Source organism: Tepidibacillus sp. LV47 (assembly GCF_048381575.1).
Lineage (GTDB): Bacteria > Bacillota > Bacilli > Tepidibacillales > Tepidibacillaceae > Tepidibacillus.
Genome location: NZ_JBLWIF010000006.1, coordinates 23,135 through 40,613 on the forward strand (window position 1 = coordinate 23,135; position 17,479 = coordinate 40,613).

13 protein-coding genes are annotated in these 17,479 nt (G+C 35.6%); 11 read left to right on the plus strand and 2 right to left on the minus strand.

Annotated elements, in window-relative coordinates; all coding sequences use genetic code 11:
• The first annotated feature begins 92 nt into the window (after positions 1 to 92).
• The 11 genes from ACMW72_RS08140 (at position 93) to ACMW72_RS08190 (ending at position 15,361) form a co-directional block, all read left to right on the plus strand.
• Positions 93 to 1,205 (plus strand): M24 family metallopeptidase, encoded by a 1,113-nt coding sequence (locus tag ACMW72_RS08140; RefSeq protein ID WP_418368341.1) that lies wholly within the window; start codon positions 93 to 95, stop codon positions 1,203 to 1,205.
• A 14-nt stretch (positions 1,206 to 1,219) separates the two neighbouring features.
• A complete protein-coding gene (locus ACMW72_RS08145; RefSeq protein WP_418368342.1) occupies positions 1,220 to 2,446 on the plus strand; it encodes an ROK family protein in 1,227 nt (408 codons plus the stop codon).
• Between the two features lie 154 nt (positions 2,447 to 2,600).
• A complete protein-coding gene (locus ACMW72_RS08150) occupies positions 2,601 to 5,717 on the plus strand; it encodes a glycoside hydrolase family 2 TIM barrel-domain containing protein (RefSeq protein ID WP_418368343.1) in 3,117 nt (1,038 codons plus the stop codon).
• Between the two features lie 263 nt (positions 5,718 to 5,980).
• Positions 5,981 to 6,967: a LacI family DNA-binding transcriptional regulator gene (locus ACMW72_RS08155; RefSeq protein WP_418368344.1), complete on the plus strand. Its 987-nt coding sequence runs from the start codon at positions 5,981 to 5,983 to the stop codon at positions 6,965 to 6,967.
• Positions 6,968 to 7,083: 116 nt separating this feature from the next.
• Positions 7,084 to 8,130 (plus strand): galactose/glucose ABC transporter substrate-binding protein MglB, encoded by a 1,047-nt coding sequence (mglB, locus tag ACMW72_RS08160; protein ID WP_418368345.1) that lies wholly within the window; start codon positions 7,084 to 7,086, stop codon positions 8,128 to 8,130.
• Positions 8,131 to 8,222: 92 nt separating this feature from the next.
• A complete protein-coding gene (gene mglA, locus ACMW72_RS08165) occupies positions 8,223 to 9,746 on the plus strand; it encodes a galactose/methyl galactoside ABC transporter ATP-binding protein MglA (RefSeq protein WP_418368346.1) in 1,524 nt (507 codons plus the stop codon).
• Positions 9,747 to 9,784: 38 nt separating this feature from the next.
• Positions 9,785 to 10,801, plus strand: a complete 1,017-nt coding sequence (mglC, locus tag ACMW72_RS08170) for a galactose/methyl galactoside ABC transporter permease MglC (protein WP_418368458.1) — start codon at positions 9,785 to 9,787, stop codon at positions 10,799 to 10,801.
• A 280-nt stretch (positions 10,802 to 11,081) separates the two neighbouring features.
• Complete coding sequence (locus ACMW72_RS08175) at positions 11,082 to 12,254, plus strand: galactokinase (protein WP_418368347.1); 1,173 nt, start codon at positions 11,082 to 11,084, stop codon at positions 12,252 to 12,254.
• 19 nt (positions 12,255 to 12,273) lie between these two features.
• The gene (galE, locus tag ACMW72_RS08180; RefSeq protein WP_418368348.1) at positions 12,274 to 13,263 is read left to right on the plus strand and encodes a UDP-glucose 4-epimerase GalE; all 990 of its coding nucleotides are present in this window, start codon (positions 12,274 to 12,276) and stop codon (positions 13,261 to 13,263) included.
• A gap of 26 nt (positions 13,264 to 13,289) precedes the next feature.
• Positions 13,290 to 14,804 (plus strand): UDP-glucose--hexose-1-phosphate uridylyltransferase, encoded by a 1,515-nt coding sequence (gene galT / locus ACMW72_RS08185; RefSeq protein WP_418368349.1) that lies wholly within the window; start codon positions 13,290 to 13,292, stop codon positions 14,802 to 14,804.
• A gap of 74 nt (positions 14,805 to 14,878) precedes the next feature.
• Positions 14,879 to 15,361 (plus strand): hemerythrin domain-containing protein, encoded by a 483-nt coding sequence (locus tag ACMW72_RS08190; protein WP_418368350.1) that lies wholly within the window; start codon positions 14,879 to 14,881, stop codon positions 15,359 to 15,361.
• A gap of 66 nt (positions 15,362 to 15,427) precedes the next feature.
• Here ACMW72_RS08190 and ACMW72_RS08195 read toward each other — a convergent pair whose 3' ends face one another.
• Entirely contained in the window at positions 15,428 to 16,198 is a 771-nt protein-coding gene (locus tag ACMW72_RS08195) for an SDR family oxidoreductase (protein ID WP_418368351.1), read from the minus strand.
• 103 nt (positions 16,199 to 16,301) lie between these two features.
• Positions 16,302 to 17,432: an FG-GAP-like repeat-containing protein gene (locus ACMW72_RS08200; RefSeq protein ID WP_418368352.1), complete on the minus strand. Its 1,131-nt coding sequence runs from the start codon at positions 17,430 to 17,432 to the stop codon at positions 16,302 to 16,304.
• Positions 17,433 to 17,479: the final 47 nt, after the last annotated feature.

The window sequence follows — 17,479 nt, forward strand, 5'->3', positions numbered from 1 at the left end:
AAATTAGTTAAAAGGGGATATGATCAAATTAAATTAATTAAATTAATAAATAATCTTTTTTTTGTCAAAGAATATGAATTGGGGGAAATGAAATGGATAGGAAGACTATTGTAAAAGAGCGTCTTATAAAATTACGCAATTTAATGGAAATGGAAGGATTAGACGCTGTTCTTTTAAGGAAACGAAGAAGTTTTTCCTGGGTAACAGGGGGAAAGGTAAATCATATTGTGCAAACAACAGAAATGGGCGTAGCTGATTTATTGATTTTTCCAGATCGTCAATATTGCATTACTACAAAGATGGAAGCTGCACGCATTGAAGAAGAAGAATTAGAAGGACTCAGGTTTGAGATGATTAGTCCTGAGTGGTATGAGGGAACAGAAGAAACGATTCGTAAAATGGTAAAGGGAAAAAGGATAGGAGTAGATGTTCCATTAGATACTATTAGCGGTATTGAAGGAAAAGAGATTAGTCAAAAACTTGCTGAATTAGCTTATGTTTTAGAGCCTTTTGAAATTGAACATTATCGTGAGTTATCACAAACAACGGCTCATGCATTAGAATCAACGGCGAAAGAAATTGAACGGGGTATGAGTGAATTTGAAATTCAAGCCATTTTGGCAAAAAAATTAATGGCTAAAGGGATCAATCCACAAGTGCTTCTTGTTGCAACAGACGAACGTATTTACCGATATCGTCATCCCATCCCAACAGAGAAAAAATTGGACAGGTATGCGATGATAGTAGTATGTGGGGAAAAATGGGGACTTGTTACCAATGCAACCCGATTTGTTCACTTTGGTTCTCTTCCAAAAGAAATTGACGAAAACCGACGAAAATTGGTAAAAATTGATCTAGCATTTAATTTAGCCACTAGACCAGGTGTTCCAATTAAAGAGATTTTCCAAAAGGGAATTGATATGTATCGTCAAGTTGGCCATGGAGATGACTGGCATTTTCTTCACCAAGGAGGACCAACAGGTTACGCTTCCCGTGAATTTTTGGCCACACCAACAAGTGTGGGAGTTGTTCATGTGAACCAAGCGTTTGCTTGGAATCCGGCAATTCGGGGAATTAAATCAGAGGACACGATTTTAGTTGGTGAACAAGAAAATGAATTCTTGACACATACGGGAAATTGGGTCTATCTAACCGTAGAAAAAGAAGGGAAGATCTATCAACGGCCTGATATTCTCATCCGCTAGGAAGGTGATAAAGTTTGTCTCATTCGATGCAAATTGGCAGTTTTCAAGGAATGAAAGCATTAAATAAAGCAACCATTTTAAATGTGATTCGGGAGCATGGTCCCATCTCTAGGGCTGAGATTGCTAAATTAACAACCCTCACTCCTCCAACAGTAACAAACATTGTGGGTGAATTATTGGAATCAAAGATTATTGTGGAAAAGGAATTGGGAGAATCAACAGGTGGGAGAAAACCGATCCTATTAGAATTGAATGTCAAAGCCTTTTATGTGATTGGCGTTTATGGCGGGGCTAATAAGATTAAAGGAGTCGTAGCCACTTTAGATGGAACTGTTATTGAAGAGACAGAAGAAGCGGTTGCCAAAGGGATAACGGTAGAAGAGTTTCTAGACTTACTTACAAAAGCTGTTCGAGATCTTATTGAAAAAACGGGAAAGAATAGGAGTTCCTATTTAGGCATTGGGGTAGGGATGCATGGTCTTGTTGATCCTGAAAAAGGGATTTCTATCTTTGCACCTAATTTAAATATGCGGAACATTCCTATTAAGTCCCATTTAGAACAAATTTTTCAAATGAATGTTGAAGTAGAAAATGATGTACGAGCTCTTGCTCTAGGGGAGAGCTGGTTTGGCCAAGGAAAAGATATCAGTAATTTTGTTTGTGTAAATGTGGGAACAGGAATTGGTGCTGGAATTATAATAGATCACAAACTTTACCACGGTACTTCGTTTACAGCGGGTGAAGTAGGTCATACCACGATCGATATCAACGGACCAAAGTGTAGTTGCGGGAATTATGGGTGTTTAGAAGCTTTGGCAGCTGCCCCAGCAATAGTTTCTAGAATGCGTCAACACATACGTTTGGGAAAAGAAACCATCTTGCTAGATTGGTTAGAGAATATTGATGAACTCACGAGTGAAATGATTTATCGAGCAGCACTTGAAGAGGATGTTCTCTCTAAAGAAGTTTTGGCAGATACTGGCAGGTATCTGGGGATCGGCATTGCCAATTTAATTAATACATTTAACCCATCGAAGATTATTTTAAGTGGAGGGGTTTTAGGAGCGGGAAACTTTATATTAAAAACTCTAAAAGAAACTGTTGAACGTCGGGCATTATCTACATCAGCAGAGGCGGTTTCAATCGTTGTTTCTAATTTAGGTAAAAATGCCCAAGCCATAGGAGCATTTACACTAATATTAGAAAAATTGTTTACACCAAGTGGAGTAAATAAAGTTTAAGAAAAATTAGAAGAATAGATTTTTGATCCCTAGATTTGGGTAACTTAAAATTTCCTCTGTTATATAGATTAGGTTCTTCCTTCGATTTTAATAGATTTAGTTTTCTTTCATTGGTATAACTATTATTTAAATCTTACGAAAGGTGGAAAGAGAAGTGTTAAAAAAATTTGTATATAACCCACCAAAAAATGGATACCCAGAATGGAATAACAATCCAGAAATCTTCCAAATTAACCGTATGGAACCTCATGCAACTTTAATGCCTTATCATACATTAGAGGAAGCCTTAGAGGGGAATCGATATGAATCTAAATTTTATCTCTCTTTAAATGGAAAGTGGAAATTCTACTTTTCAGAAAACCCTGAACAAAGGATAAAGAACTTTTATGAAAAAGATTATGACTATAGTGACTGGGATGAAATAAAAGTACCATCACATTGGCAATTACAAGGTTATGATTATCCCCAATACACCAATGTAACTTATCCATGGGTTGGTAAAGAAGAACTTAAACCTCCTTTTGCACCTACAAAATATAATCCAGTTGGTCAATATATAAGAACGTTTTCTATACCAAATGAATGGAAAAATCAACCTGTTTATATTAGCTTTCAAGGAGTCGAGTCTGCATTTTATTTATGGGTAAACGGGGATTTTGTTGGTTATAGCGAAGATAGTTTTTCACCTGCTGAATTTGACCTCACTCCTTATCTAGTAGATGGAGAAAATAAACTTGCAGTAGAAGTGTATCGATGGAGTGACGCTAGTTGGTTAGAGGATCAGGATTTTTGGCGATTAAGTGGTATTTTTAGAGATGTATACTTATACTCAACGCCAAAGGTTCATATCTATGACTTTACAGTAATAACAGACTTAGATGAAGAATATAAAGATGCAAATCTCATTATTAAAGCTAAAATTAAGAATTACTTTAAGGAAAATCCTGGAACATATACAGTTGAAGGAATGCTTTACGATAAAGATAAAAAAGCAATATTTGATGAACCAATTAAAGTAGATTTTCTCATAAATGAAAATCATTTCTTTAATATTGAAACTTTGAAACATGTGAAAAACCCTTTAAAATGGAGTGCCGAGTTTCCAAATCTCTACACACTTGTCTTGATGCTAAAAGATGAGAAAGGAAATTTGATTGAAACCGAAAGTTGTAAAGTTGGATTTAGAAAATTTGAATTGAAAGATGGAGTAATGAAATTAAATGGTGAAAGGATTGTTTTTAAAGGTGTAAATAGACATGAATTTCACCCAGAGAAAGGCCGTGCGATTGATTATGAAGATATGGTGAAAGATATACAACTCATGAAGGCCTTCAATATTAATGCAGTTCGTACTTCTCATTACCCTAATCATCCATTATGGTATGATCTTTGTGATGAATATGGAATCTATGTTATTGATGAAACAAATCTGGAGACTCATGGGACCTGGCAACTAGGGCAGATTGAAGAGGGAGACACGATACCAGGAAGCAAGACAGAATGGACAGAAGCAGTATTAGATCGATGTAAATCAATGTTTTTTAGGGACAAAAACCATCCTTCGATATTAATCTGGTCCTTAGGAAATGAATCTTTTGGTGGAGATAATTTTATAAAAATGCATGACTTTCTGAAAGAGATTGATCCTACGAGACTTGTACATTATGAAGGTGTATTCCATTATCGTGATTCTGAGGCTGCATCAGATATAGAAAGCCAGATGTATTCAAAAATTGAATCCATTGAAGAATACGCTAAAAATAATCCAAAAAAGCCCTTTATTCTCTGTGAATATAGTCATTCCATGGGAAATTCTAACGGGAATTTATTTAAGTATTGGGAGTTATTCGAAAAATATCCCATTCTTCAAGGGGGTTTTATCTGGGACTGGATTGATCAAGCAATAAAAACGAAAACCCCTGAAGGAATTGAATATTTAGCATATGGAGGAAATTTTGGCGATACTCCTAATGACGGAAACTTTTGTGGTAATGGTTTAATTTTTGCTGATCGAACCATTTCTCCGAAGATTTATGAAGTGAAAAAATGCTATCAAAACGTAAAATTTGAAGTGATTGATTTAAGACAAGGAAAAATAAAAGTATCAAACCGTTACCTATTTACGAATTTAAAAGATTTTGAGTTTGTTTGGCAGATCATGAAAAACGGAAATGTTATTTTGCAAGGTAAAGAAGCTTTAAATATTCAACCCAATTCTTCTGAAATTATGACTTTATCCTATTCGTTACTTGATCATATTGAAGAGAATGAAGAACTATGGTTAAACTTAAGTTTATTATTGAAAGAAGATACTTTATGGGCAAAAAAAGGGCATGAGGTGGCATTTGAACAATTTAAGATTCCAGTTGAATGTCATTTTGTATATAAGGTTAATGAAGATGATCCTGAATTAAAATTAATAGAGAGTGAAAATTTGATTAAAGTTCATGGAAAGGATTTTTCAGTTGTATATGATAAATTAAATGGTGACATGGAATCATACCAATTTAACGGAGTAAATATAATCAAAACACCACCGATCCCTAACTTCTGGAGAGCACCAATCGACAATGATAGAGGCAATGGTTTACCAGAAAGAGCGGCTACTTGGAAAAATGTTGGTAAAGAACGGGTATTGAAATCAATGGGAATTAAGAAATTTAAAAATGAAATTCATATCGAGAATGAATATATTCTTCCGACTACAATAGAAAGTAAATGTTTGATAAACTATACAGTTTATGGAAATGGAGAAATTAAAGTAAAACTCGACTTAATACCAGGTGAAAACCTTCCCGAAATTCCGGAAATAGGAATGATGTTTATACTAGACAAACAATTTGAAAATCTAAAATGGTATGGAAAAGGTCCTCATGAAAATTATTGGGATCGTTCAACAGGAGCAAAAATAGGCATATATCAGGGTAAGGTTGAGGAACAATTTGTACCTTACCTAAGACCACAGGAATGCGGGAACAAAACAGAGGTTAGATGGGCTGAGCTTACCAATAATAGTGGGATAGGACTTAAAATTATGGGTGTTCCCATAATTGAGCTAAATGCTTTGCCATATACTCCTGAAGAATTAGAACAAAATGATCATATTTACAAACTTTCAAAAAGTAATAAAGTTGTATTAAGAGTTAATTATAAGCAGATGGGTGTTGGTGGAGATGATAGTTGGGGAGCTAAAACCCATCCCGAGTTTACATTGTATGCAAACCGTGTGTATTCATACTCTTTTATTATCAAAGCATTGAGAAGAAGTTAAGTGATTAAGCTATAAAGAACATCAATTTAACGGATGTTCTTTATAATTTTAATTTGGTCATATACGTATTGCACTTATGAAAAAAGTTGACTAAAGTTAAAAATTTTACTAAATTTTTTATTAGATAATGTAAGCGTTAATAAATAATACACGAATAAAGGTGCTTTCATTAAAAAAAGGGAGAATTTGAAAGTCTGTTATATTAAGGATATGAATGTTATCCAATAATTAAGATCAATATTGATTAGGAAAGGAGGGAACATATGGCAACAATTAAAGATATAGCAGAAAAGGCGGGCGTTTCGATTGCAACTGTCTCCCGTGTGCTTAACTACGACCCTACTCTATCTGTAACAGACGAAACAAGAAAGAAGATCTTTGAAATAGCTGAAGAACTATCCTATAAAAAAAGGTCGGTAAAAACCCAAACCTCTAAAATTGCGATCATTCACTGGTATACCGAAAAAGAAGAATTGGAAGATTTATATTATATGTCGATTCGTTTAGGTATTGAGCAACGTTGCCAACAATTAGGCATCCAAGTAGTAAATTACTTTTATAACAAATTAAATGAAGTAAGACAAGAGAATATACAAGGAATTATTGCTGTAGGAAAGTTCAGTGAAAATGAAGTAGCGGCGTTATCAGAGATCACCGAATATATAATATTCGTTGATTACAGCCCTGACGATAATGCGTATGATTCGGTCGTTATTGATTTTGAGGAAGCAACCAAAAAAATTATTAATTACCTATTAGCAAAAGGTCATCGATCGATTGGTTATATTGGCGGACGTGAAAAATTTAAAGATGGTTCATCGGAAATCGAAGATCTTCGCGACAAGACATTTCGCTCTTATCTTCAAGAACGTAATCTTTTTAATGAAAGCTTCATGTATATTGGTAAATTTACCGTCAACGATGGATACCGTTTGATGAAACAAGCCATTCATGATCATGGTGAAAATCTTCCTACCGCTTTTTTTGCGGGAAATGATTCAATTGCCATTGGCTGTTTACGAGCACTTCATGAAGAAAATATTGCTGTTCCTGAACGAGTGAATATTATAGGGATTAATGATATAAGCATATCAAAATATATCTTTCCCTCATTGACAACATTAAAGGTGTACACAGAATTAATGGGGGAAACAGCTGTTGACTTATTATTGGAACGAATTGCTGGAAGAAAAGTTGCTAAAAAGATAATTATTGCTACGGAATTAATCAAGAGAAATAGTAGTTTTTAAAAAAAATAAGTAATCTTGTAGCAGTGAAAAATAATATTGACAGTTTGACTAAAATTTTAGTAAAATTCTAATGTAAGCGCTTTATTGATTTTTAAAAAAAAGAGAGGGGAAAATAAATGAAAAAATTTTTTGCAGTAGTAATGGTTTTTTCACTCATTTTAACGATGGCAGCATGTGGTATATCCACAGGATCTAATGCCTCATCCGACAAAGCTTCGGAAATGCCGAAGATCGGTGTAGCTATTTATAAATTTGATGATAACTTCATGTCTTTCGTGCGCCGAGCAGTCGAAACAAGTGCAAAAGGAAAAGCAGAATTAATTTTAAATGATTCACAAAATAACCAATCTACCCAAAATGAGCAGGTAGATATGATGATCGCTAAAGGGGTAAAAGCCTTGGCAATCAACTTAGTTGATCCTCAAGCTGCGCCGACAATTATTGCAAAAGCAAAAGCGGCAAATGTACCAGTTATATTCTTTAATAAAGAGCCAGATGCTAGTGTATTAAAGAGCTATGATAAAGCATGGTACGTAGGTACTACATCCTCAGAATCTGGTGTAATTCAAGGGAAGATAATTGTAGATGCTTGGAAAGCAAATAAAGATAAATGGGATAAAAATGGTGATGGTAAAATTCAATACGTTTTACTAAAAGGTGAACCAGGACATCCTGACGCTGAAGCTCGTACGAAGTATGTTATTGATGAGATTAAAGCGGCAGGTATTGGAGTAGAACAGTTAGAACTCCAAACAGGTATGTGGGATTCTGTAAAGGGTAAAGAATTAATGGATGCTTGGTTAGCAAAGCATGGGGATAAGATTGAATTTGTGATTTCTAACAATGACGCAATGGCATTAGGTGCAATTTCTTCGTTGAAAGCAAATGGCTATTTTACCGGTGACAAATATATGCCTGTTGTTGGTGTGGATGCAATACCTGATGCAATACAGCAGATTAAAGCTGGTACAATGTTAGGTACAGTATTAAATGATGCGAAAAATCAAGGACAAGCTACATTTGATTTAGCATTCAATGTAGCAACTGGAAAAGATGTATTAGCAGGAACAAACTGGAAATTGGATGATAAAAAAGCAGTTCGTGTTCCATATGTAGCAATTACGAAAGATAACATTTCAGTAGCTGAAGAAGCTTATAAGTAAAATATAAATGAGAAGACAAATAAGGATGCAAGGATGCAAAGCACAAGCATGCATCCTTATTTATTAGATGCCTATAGAATGGGGTGAAACCTATGTCTGAGCTAGTGAAAGAGCAAAAGAATACAAACTATTTATTAGAAATGATAAATATTACAAAGGAATTCCCTGGAGTTAAAGCATTAGATAATGTGCATTTAAGGGTCAAGGCTGGCACAGTACATGCATTAATGGGGGAAAATGGCGCTGGTAAATCTACTTTGATGAAATGTTTGTTTGGTATTTATCATGCAGATAGTGGTGAAATTTTTCTTGATGGTAAACAAGTAAAATTTAATACTCCCAAAGAAGCCTTAGATAATGGTGTTTCAATGGTTCATCAGGAACTAAACCAAGTACGTCAGCGCAATATAATGGATAATATTTGGTTAGGTCGTTATCCTAAGAAGGGATTATTTATCGACGAGGAAAAGATGTATGAAGATACAAAAAAGATTTTTGAAGAATTAGATATAAATTTAGATCCACGCTTAAAAACGGAAAAATTATCTGTTTCTGAAATGCAGATGGTTGAAATCGCGAAAGCAGTCTCTTATAATTCAAAAATTATCGTAATGGATGAACCCACCTCTTCCCTAACGGAAAAAGAGGTAAACCATTTATTTAAAATAATAAAAACTTTAAAAGAAAAGAACGTAGGTATCATTTATATCTCTCATAAAATGGAAGAAATCCTGCAAATAGCTGACGAAGTAACCATCATGAGAGATGGTAAGTGGATTGCAACAAAACCTGCCCATGAGTTAACGACAGATAAAATTATTAGTTTGATGGTAGGTCGTGACTTAGAAAAACGTTTTCCTAATAAAGATAATGTCCCAAAAGAGACGATATTAGAAGTTAGAGATTTGACAGCAACTTATCAGCCTTCAATAAAAGGTGTATCCTTCGAATTACGAAAAGGTGAAATTTTAGGTATTGCTGGATTAGTAGGATCAAAACGTACGGATGTAGTTGAATCAATATTTGGTATCAGAAAACTAAAGTCTGGAAAGATTTATTTACATGGTAGAGAAGTAATCAATAAATCGCCGAGAGATGCGATTAAAAACGGATTTGCTCTTGTTACAGAGGAACGCCGTTCCACTGGTATATTTGGAAATCTAGATATTACTTTTAATGCAACCATTGCAAATTTGAATGCGTATGTCGGTAAGTATGGGATGATTGACGATAACAAACGTAAAGAAGATACAACTTGGGTTATTAATAGTATGAAAGTAAAAACACCTTCCCAAAAAACATTAATTCATTCTTTATCTGGAGGAAATCAACAAAAAGTAATTATGGGAAGATGGTTATTAACTCAGCCGGAAATCCTCATGCTTGATGAACCAACTCGTGGTATTGATGTTGGAGCAAAATACGAAATCTATCAATTAATTTTGGAATTAGCAAAAAAAGATAAAGGTATCATCATGATTTCATCTGAGATGCCGGAGCTATTAGGTATTACAGATAGAATCCTTGTCATGAGTAATGGGAGAGTTGCAGGGATTGTAGAGACGAAAAATACAAATCAAGAAGAGATTTTGCGCTTAGCTGCTAAATTTTTATAAAGGAGTGAAATAAAATGCTGGCTTTAAATTCAGATAAAATGAAAAATATAACCAAAAAAGATGTGTTACAGTGGTTGATGAATAACGCGATCTATTTTATTTTAATCGCCTTATTGTTAATTATTATTGCAATTTCTCCAGATTTTCTTTCAGTTATAAATATACGTAATATATTAGCACAGGCTTCCACTAGAATCATTATTGCTTTAGGTGTTGGTGGGCTTATTATCACTCAAGGAACGGACTTATCTGCTGGTCGTTTAGTTGGATTAGCAGCTGTAGTATCTGCGTCTTTATTACAAGCACCAGATTATGCCTATCGAATGTATCCTAATTTACCTGAATTACCATTATTTGTACCAATAATTCTTGTAGCAATCATCACTGGGTTATTTGGTCTAATCAATGGATTTATCGTATCAAAATTTAATGTTACACCATTTATTGCTACTTTAGGCGTCATGGTTATTGTATATGGTATAACTTCAATTTATTTTGACCGACCGCCATATGGCGCACAACCAATTGGGGGATTGGATCCACGGTTCATGAATTTTGCTCAGGGTAATGTAGTGATAGGTAATTTTATGATTCCTTATCTCGTAATTTATGCAACAATTATTACGATCATCATGTGGGTGATTTGGAATAAAACTCGTTTAGGGAAAAATATGTATGCCATTGGCGGGAATCCAGAAGCAGCAGCTGTTTCAGGAATTAATATTACAAAGAATTTACTAATTCTTTACACGATTGCTGGGGTATTGTATGGATTTGCCGGGGCATTAGAAGCAGGCCGTGTTGGTAGTGCAACAAACAACACAGGATTTATGTATGAATTAGATGCGATTGCTGCCGTTGTTGTCGGAGGAGTGTCATTTAGTGGTGGTGTCGGAACAGTCGGTGGAGTAGTTACTGGTGTAATCATCTTCCAACTTATTAACTATGGTTTGGCCTTTATCGGCGTGAATCCTTATCTTCAATATATTATTAAAGGTTTAATCATTGTAGCTGCTGTGGCTATAGATACACGAAAATATATTAAGAAAAAATAAAAATAGTATCAAAATAAAAAAGTAGGGTATCCTCGCAAGACCACTCCATAAAAGAAGAGAATACCCTACTATGTCATCTAAGATATCGAAATCTTTGTGGTTTATGATTGAACAATATAGATTGAAAACATATAATGGAGTTATGACTTTATTAATTAAATTAATAAATAATAATATTTTTTTTCTTTAAGTAATTCCTAACTCAATGATATTTGAGAGCAATTAAAGTTTCTCGTTAATGAAGATTTTTATGTTAGTAAAATTGAGAGGAGAAAAAAAAATGCTACACCAACTAAAAAATGACTTTACACAAATCTTTGGATCAAATGATGGAATCAGGGCCTTTTTTGCCCCTGGACGGGTGAATCTTATTGGTGAGCATACAGACTATAACGGCGGCCATGTTTTTCCATGTGCTTTAAGTTTAGGGACTTATGCCATTGCCCGAAAACGGAATGATTCGATCGTTAAAATGTATTCCAAAAATTTTGAGACAATTGGAATGGTAGAGTTCCCGTTGGATGAATTAGTATATGATTCGAAACACGATTGGGCCAACTATCCAAAAGGTGTGATGAAAACCTTTTTCGAGCATGGATATTTTATAGATTCTGGGATAGAAGTTCTTTTTTACGGTAATATTCCAAATGGAGCAGGGCTGTCTTCTTCTGCTTCGATTGAGCTTGCTACAGCTGTGATGCTAAATGAATTATTTGGTTTACAGATCGATATGCTAGAAATGGTCAAAATGAGCCAAGAAGCAGAAAATAAGTTTATTGGTGTTAACTGTGGGATTATGGATCAATTTGCCATCGGAATGGGGAAAAAGGCAAGGGCAGTGTTACTCGACACCCAATCATTGAATTTCACTTACAGCCCGGTTAAATTGGAAAATACCTCCCTTGTGATTGCAAATACCAATAAAAGAAGGGGGTTGGCAGATTCCAAATATAACGAACGTCGAGAAGAATGTGAAAGGGCTTTAAGTCAATTAAAAGAAAAGTTATCCATTCAATCCCTTGGTGATTTATCAATTGATCAATTTGAACAGAACAAGCATTTTATTACCAATGAAACGGATCGGAAAAGAGCAAAACATGCTGTCTATGAGAATCAACGTACCATTGAAGCAGTAAAAAAACTGCAGCAGGGAGATATTGAAGGTTTTGGCAAACTGATGAATGAGTCCCATATATCTTTAAGGGATGATTATGAAGTGACAGGTCCTGAATTGGATGCTTTGGTTGAAGCGGCATGGCAACAAGAAGGGGTTATCGGCTCGCGAATGACAGGAGCAGGATTTGGTGGATGTACCATTAGTATTGTAAGAAATGACAGAATGCAAGCATTCATTGAAAATGTTGGCAAAAAATACACAGAAAAAACGGGTTTAACGGCTGATTTTTATGTCGTGGAAATTGGTGATGGTGCTAGAGAAATCGAGTTTGAATAATTTTTTGGAGGGGGAAAATATGGCAATTTTAGTTTGTGGAGGAGCCGGATATATTGGCAGTCACGCAGTTGCAGCTCTTCTAGAAAAAGGAGAAGAGGTGGTTGTTATTGATAATTTACAAAAAGGACATAAACAAGCGGTTTTAGAAGGAGCCAAACTATATATTGGTGATTTGAGGGATAGTGAGATTTTAGACCAAGTCTTTAATGAAAATCCCATTGATGCTGTGATGCATTTTGCTGCTTATTCGCTTGTAGGTGAAAGTGTAGAGCAACCTTTAGAATATTATGAGAACAATGTTTATGGTACTCTTAGCCTATTAAAGACAATGGCGAAATATCAAGTGAAAAAAATCGTTTTTTCTTCAACCGCAGCCACCTACGGAGAACCAAAGAACATTCCGATCTTAGAAACGGATCCAACAGAACCAACAAATCCTTATGGCGAAACCAAATTAGCCGTTGAAAAAATGCTCAAATGGGGAGACAACGCTTATGGAATAAAATATGTGGTGCTTCGTTATTTCAATGTAGCAGGTGCACATCCTGAAGGAATCATCGGTGAAGATCATCAACCAGAAACCCATTTAATTCCTATTATTTTACAAGTGGCCCTTGGAAAACGGGATAAAATTTATATTTTTGGCGATGATTACGATACTCATGATGGCACATGTATCCGTGATTATATTCATGTAAGCGATCTTGTGGATGCTCATATTCTTGCACTTAACCATCTAAGAAAAGACAGGGAAAGTGCAACGTATAATCTTGGTAATGGCAATGGCTTTACAGTCAAAGAAGTGATTGAAACGGCAAGAAAAGTAACGGGAAGGCCTATTCCAGCTGAAGTTGCTCCAAGAAGAGCAGGGGATCCATCTAGACTTGTGGCTTCTTCCGAAAAAGCGATGAAGGAATTAGGTTGGACTCCTAAATACGCATCCCTTGAACAAATCATTACAAGTGCTTGGAAGTGGCATCTAAGTCACCCTAATGGGTATAAAGAGTAGTTCTTCCTAAAGAGAGGATGGGAGAAATGAATATCAATATTTATGAACAAGTGGAACGCCTGATACAATACGGATTAAAAAAGAACCTCATTGCTAAATGGGATATAGAAGATGCGAGAAACAAAATTTTGGAAGTGCTTCAGTTGCAAGAATGGGAAGAGACTCAGGTTCCAAATGAGGAGCTTGCTTTCCCTACTCCCATTTTAGAAAAAATTCTTGATTGGGCAGGGAAAAATGGACGGCTAGAAGAGGATGCAATCACTTATCGCGATCTTTTCGATACAAAAATCATGGGTTGTTTGATGCCAAGACCTTCAGAAGTGGTTCGAAACTTTTATGAGAAATATGAAAAAAGTCCGGAACAAGCAACTAATTATTTCTATCAACTTTCTCAAGACTGTAATTATATTCGAATAGATCGAATTGCAAAGAATGAACATTGGTTGACAGAAACGGAATATGGAAATTTGGAAATTACTATTAATTTGTCTAAACCGGAAAAAGATCCAAAATCCATTGCCGCAGCCCAAAATATGAAACAAAGCTCTTATCCCAAATGTTTGTTATGCAAAGAGAATGTGGGATATGCTGGGAGAGTGAACCATCCTGCAAGGCAAAATCATCGAATCATTCCTTTAGAATTAAATAACGAACGTTGGTATTTACAATATTCTCCATATGTTTATTACAACGAACACTGTATTGTGTTATCTGATGAGCACCGTCCTATGAAAATTTCCAGGGAAACCTTTGCAAGACTTTTGGAATTTGTGGAGAAATACCCCCATTATTTTCTTGGTTCCAATGCCGATTTGCCAATTGTAGGAGGGTCAATTCTCAGTCATGATCACTTTCAAGGTGGACGTCATGAGTTTCCTATGGCAAAAGCGTCAATTGAAAAAGAATTTACATTACCCCAATTTCCCAATGTAAAGGCGGGAATTGTCAAGTGGCCCATGTCTGTTATTCGCATACAAAGTGAGAATTGGCATGATTTGGTGGAATTGGCCGATAAAATTTTACATCAATGGAAGAGATATAGTGATGAATCGGTTGGAATTTTAGCCTTTACAGGGGATACGCCTCACAATACCATTACCCCTATTGCTAGAAAAAGGGGAAAAGATTTTGAATTAGATCTAGTGTTAAGAAATAACCGAACCAGTAAAGAACACCCATTGGGGGTTTTCCATCCTCACCAAGAAGTTCATCATATTAAAAAAGAAAACATTGGACTCATTGAAGTCATGGGGCTTGCAGTGTTGCCAGGAAGACTGAAAGGGGAACTGAAACAATTAGCAGAAGCTCTAGTAAAAGAAAATTATATCGAGGAAATTAAAAAGAATGAAGATATCGTGAAACATCTAGAGTGGGCCATTGAACTAAAACAAAAATATCCTGAGCTAAATGAAGGGAATAGTCTAACCATTCTACGACAAGAAGTAGGGTTTGTCTTTACAAAGATTCTAGGCCACGCTGGGGTGTTTAAAAGAGATCAAAAGGGAAAAGAAGCGTTTGTGAGGTTTATTAAGACTTTGTGATCTTTTTCACTGCCTTTAATTGAGATGCACTGTAAACTGTATATTAAGCAGTAGAAACTTGGAGGTGCATCCCAATGAATGGCTTTTTAGAAGTGTTATACGATGATCACGAAAAGGCATTGGTTGAATTGGACCAATTAGAAAAACAACTTGATTTGGTTCGAAAAGGGGAGTTGGAAAGAGCAAAAATCCGCATTGCTGCCTTTGCCCGTTTTTTGGAAGATTCCTTAAATCTCCATTTTGTTCAAGAAGAAAAAGCGTTATTTCCTATCATGGCAGCGAAAATAGGCCCCGGTGGTCCAGTGATGGTCATGGAAATGGAGCATAATGAACTTAGAGAAGCCCAACAAGCATTAAAAGCTGAGCTTCTAAAAGAGAGTATAGATGCAGAACGCATTCTTCAATATGGAAGTAGTATCATAGAAGTCTTACGTAACCATATTGCAAAGGAAAATCAGGTTCTCTTTCCTATGTCAGAACAAATTTTATCTGCAGATGATTGGAAAAAAGCAGAAGAGCTAGCTGCACAAATCGCTTTAAACAAGGATAATTTTTAGATTTATTTTGCTTTAATGATTTGAGTTGCCTTTCTTTCAGAGAAAATAAAGAAAGAAAGGCACTCTTTATTCCACATAAATCATTCTTTTTGTCATTCCGCCATCAATGACCATATTTTGCCCCGTAATAAAACCAGCCTCATCAGAAGCTAAATAAAGACATGCATAAGCAATATCCATAGGATCTCCTACACGGCCAACTGGATGTTGCATTTTATCCTCTTGTGAATGGAAAGGTGTTTTCGCCTTCGAAGACTTTTGCCAATTGCTGACTTCAATCCAGCCTGGGCTAATCGCGTTAACCCGAATTCCATCATGGCCAAGACTTACGGCTAGAGCATGTGTTAAGGCTACAATTCCACCTTTAGAAGCGGCGTAACTTTCCGTATTTGCTTCAGACATCAATGCTCTTGTTGAGGCAATATTGATAATCACGCCCTTTTTTCGTTTTTTCATTTCCAAAGCGGCATATTTGCTGCAGATAAAAGTAGCACGTAAATTTGTAGCAATTACTTTATCAAAATCTTCTACTTTAATGGTATAAATAGATTCAGTGTGACCAATTCCTGCATTGTTGATTAAAATATCAATTTGCCCAAATTGATGTATCGTTTCATTCATAAGATGTTTGATTTCTTCTTCTTTTGTCACATCAGTTTTGATAAATAAAGCTTGATTTCCCTCTTGGGTAATCAGACGTTCATTTTCTTTCCCTGCTTCTTCATCAATATCGGCGATGACGACTTTTGCACCTTCTCTCGCAAACGTTTGGGCAATTGCTCGGCCAATCCCTTGTCCCCCGCCTGTTACAATCACGACTCGATCCTTATATCTCATTAAAAACCCCTCCCTGTCTTATAATTCTTTTTCTATTTTCATATTTTTACCAAAATAATTCAAGTTACCTCATGGACAAAAAAAAGAACTTCAAAACGAAGTCCTATTTTTGATCCAAAGATACGATATAAACGTTACCCTTTTTCTTTAATATTTCCCTTGGCGCACCAATTAATAGATCATCTTTTTGATTCGAGCTTATTTTACCTGCTGCTAGGGAAAATCCGAACTGATCTTTTTCTTCAATACCATACCAACGGTGAAGAAGTGAACCATCTATACTAGAATAGATATCCACTTGTCCTGCATATTTTTTTCGTTTGTGTGGGGAATCAAATGCACCAACAATAATTTCTTTTTTTCCATCACCATCTAAATCACCTGTTGCCATTGTTTCGCCAAAACCAATATCTACCTCATCATTGTCGATTTCAAAAAGGGGATAAAAGTACGGGGCTTGATAGGCAGAAATCCGATTTCCTTCTAAATCTTTCGTTGTTACAAATAAGACAGGTGGCCCGTTTTCTTCTAGTCGGTCAACGTGAACATGAATTCCAAAACCTGGATCTCCTGTTAACTTATACATTAACCAGCCGTGATTACCAGAATAAATGTATACTTCACCTTCTGGATTACCTGGAGAACCGATAATGATCTCTTCCATCCCGTCATCATTAAGATCAAATGCAGCAACAGAGGTCCCAAAATCACTATTTCCTCTAGGAACACGGGATGAAAATTTGCGAATCAATGATCCATCTTTCCCACTATAGGCATAAACTTTCCCCCTCCCATCTTGAGTCGGTTGGGGGGCAGCAATGATGATATCAGGAACCCCGTCCCCATCTACATCGCCAGAGGCAATGGCAAAACCAAAAGCATCATATTGCTCAACACTTTTTAGATGAAGCAAGATTTTATTCATTTTATACGAATAGACCTTTACTTCTCCAGATAAATCTTGATAGGTGATTCCAACAATAATTTCATCAACTTGATCCTGGTTGATATCCTTTGTCAGGATGCGAATCGTACTTACTTTTTTCTTGCTAAGGGGAAACGACTTTAAATGTTTTCGTTGATGATTGTAGATTTTAAGAGATCCACCAACCGGCTGGTTGGTTGTTACAACAATGATTTCATTATGTCCATCCCCATTTATATCCCCGATTGCTGTAGAAAAACCAAAAGCATCATCATTCATTTCACCTTGAATTTTTCTAATTTTCAACATAATCACACCCCCTGATTGGGCTTTATATTAGAGTATGATAAATACCT

Excerpts from the sequence above, each read along its gene's own strand:
- ACMW72_RS08195 (WP_418368351.1), bottom strand. The coding sequence starts at position 16,198 with ATGAGATATAAGGATCGAGTCGTGATTGTAACAGGCGGGGGACAAGGG.
- mglC (WP_418368458.1), top strand. The coding sequence starts at position 9,785 with ATGAAAAATATAACCAAAAAAGATGTGTTACAGTGGTTGATGAATAAC.
- ACMW72_RS08190 (WP_418368350.1), top strand. The coding sequence starts at position 14,879 with ATGAATGGCTTTTTAGAAGTGTTATACGATGATCACGAAAAGGCATTG.
- mglA (WP_418368346.1), top strand. The coding sequence starts at position 8,223 with ATGTCTGAGCTAGTGAAAGAGCAAAAGAATACAAACTATTTATTAGAA.
- mglB (WP_418368345.1), top strand. The coding sequence starts at position 7,084 with ATGAAAAAATTTTTTGCAGTAGTAATGGTTTTTTCACTCATTTTAACG.
- ACMW72_RS08155 (WP_418368344.1), top strand. The coding sequence starts at position 5,981 with ATGGCAACAATTAAAGATATAGCAGAAAAGGCGGGCGTTTCGATTGCA.
- galE (WP_418368348.1), top strand. The coding sequence starts at position 12,274 with ATGGCAATTTTAGTTTGTGGAGGAGCCGGATATATTGGCAGTCACGCA.
- galT (WP_418368349.1), top strand. The coding sequence starts at position 13,290 with ATGAATATCAATATTTATGAACAAGTGGAACGCCTGATACAATACGGA.
- ACMW72_RS08175 (WP_418368347.1), top strand. The coding sequence starts at position 11,082 with ATGCTACACCAACTAAAAAATGACTTTACACAAATCTTTGGATCAAAT.
- ACMW72_RS08200 (WP_418368352.1), bottom strand. The coding sequence starts at position 17,432 with ATGTTGAAAATTAGAAAAATTCAAGGTGAAATGAATGATGATGCTTTT.
- ACMW72_RS08140 (WP_418368341.1), top strand. The coding sequence starts at position 93 with ATGGATAGGAAGACTATTGTAAAAGAGCGTCTTATAAAATTACGCAAT.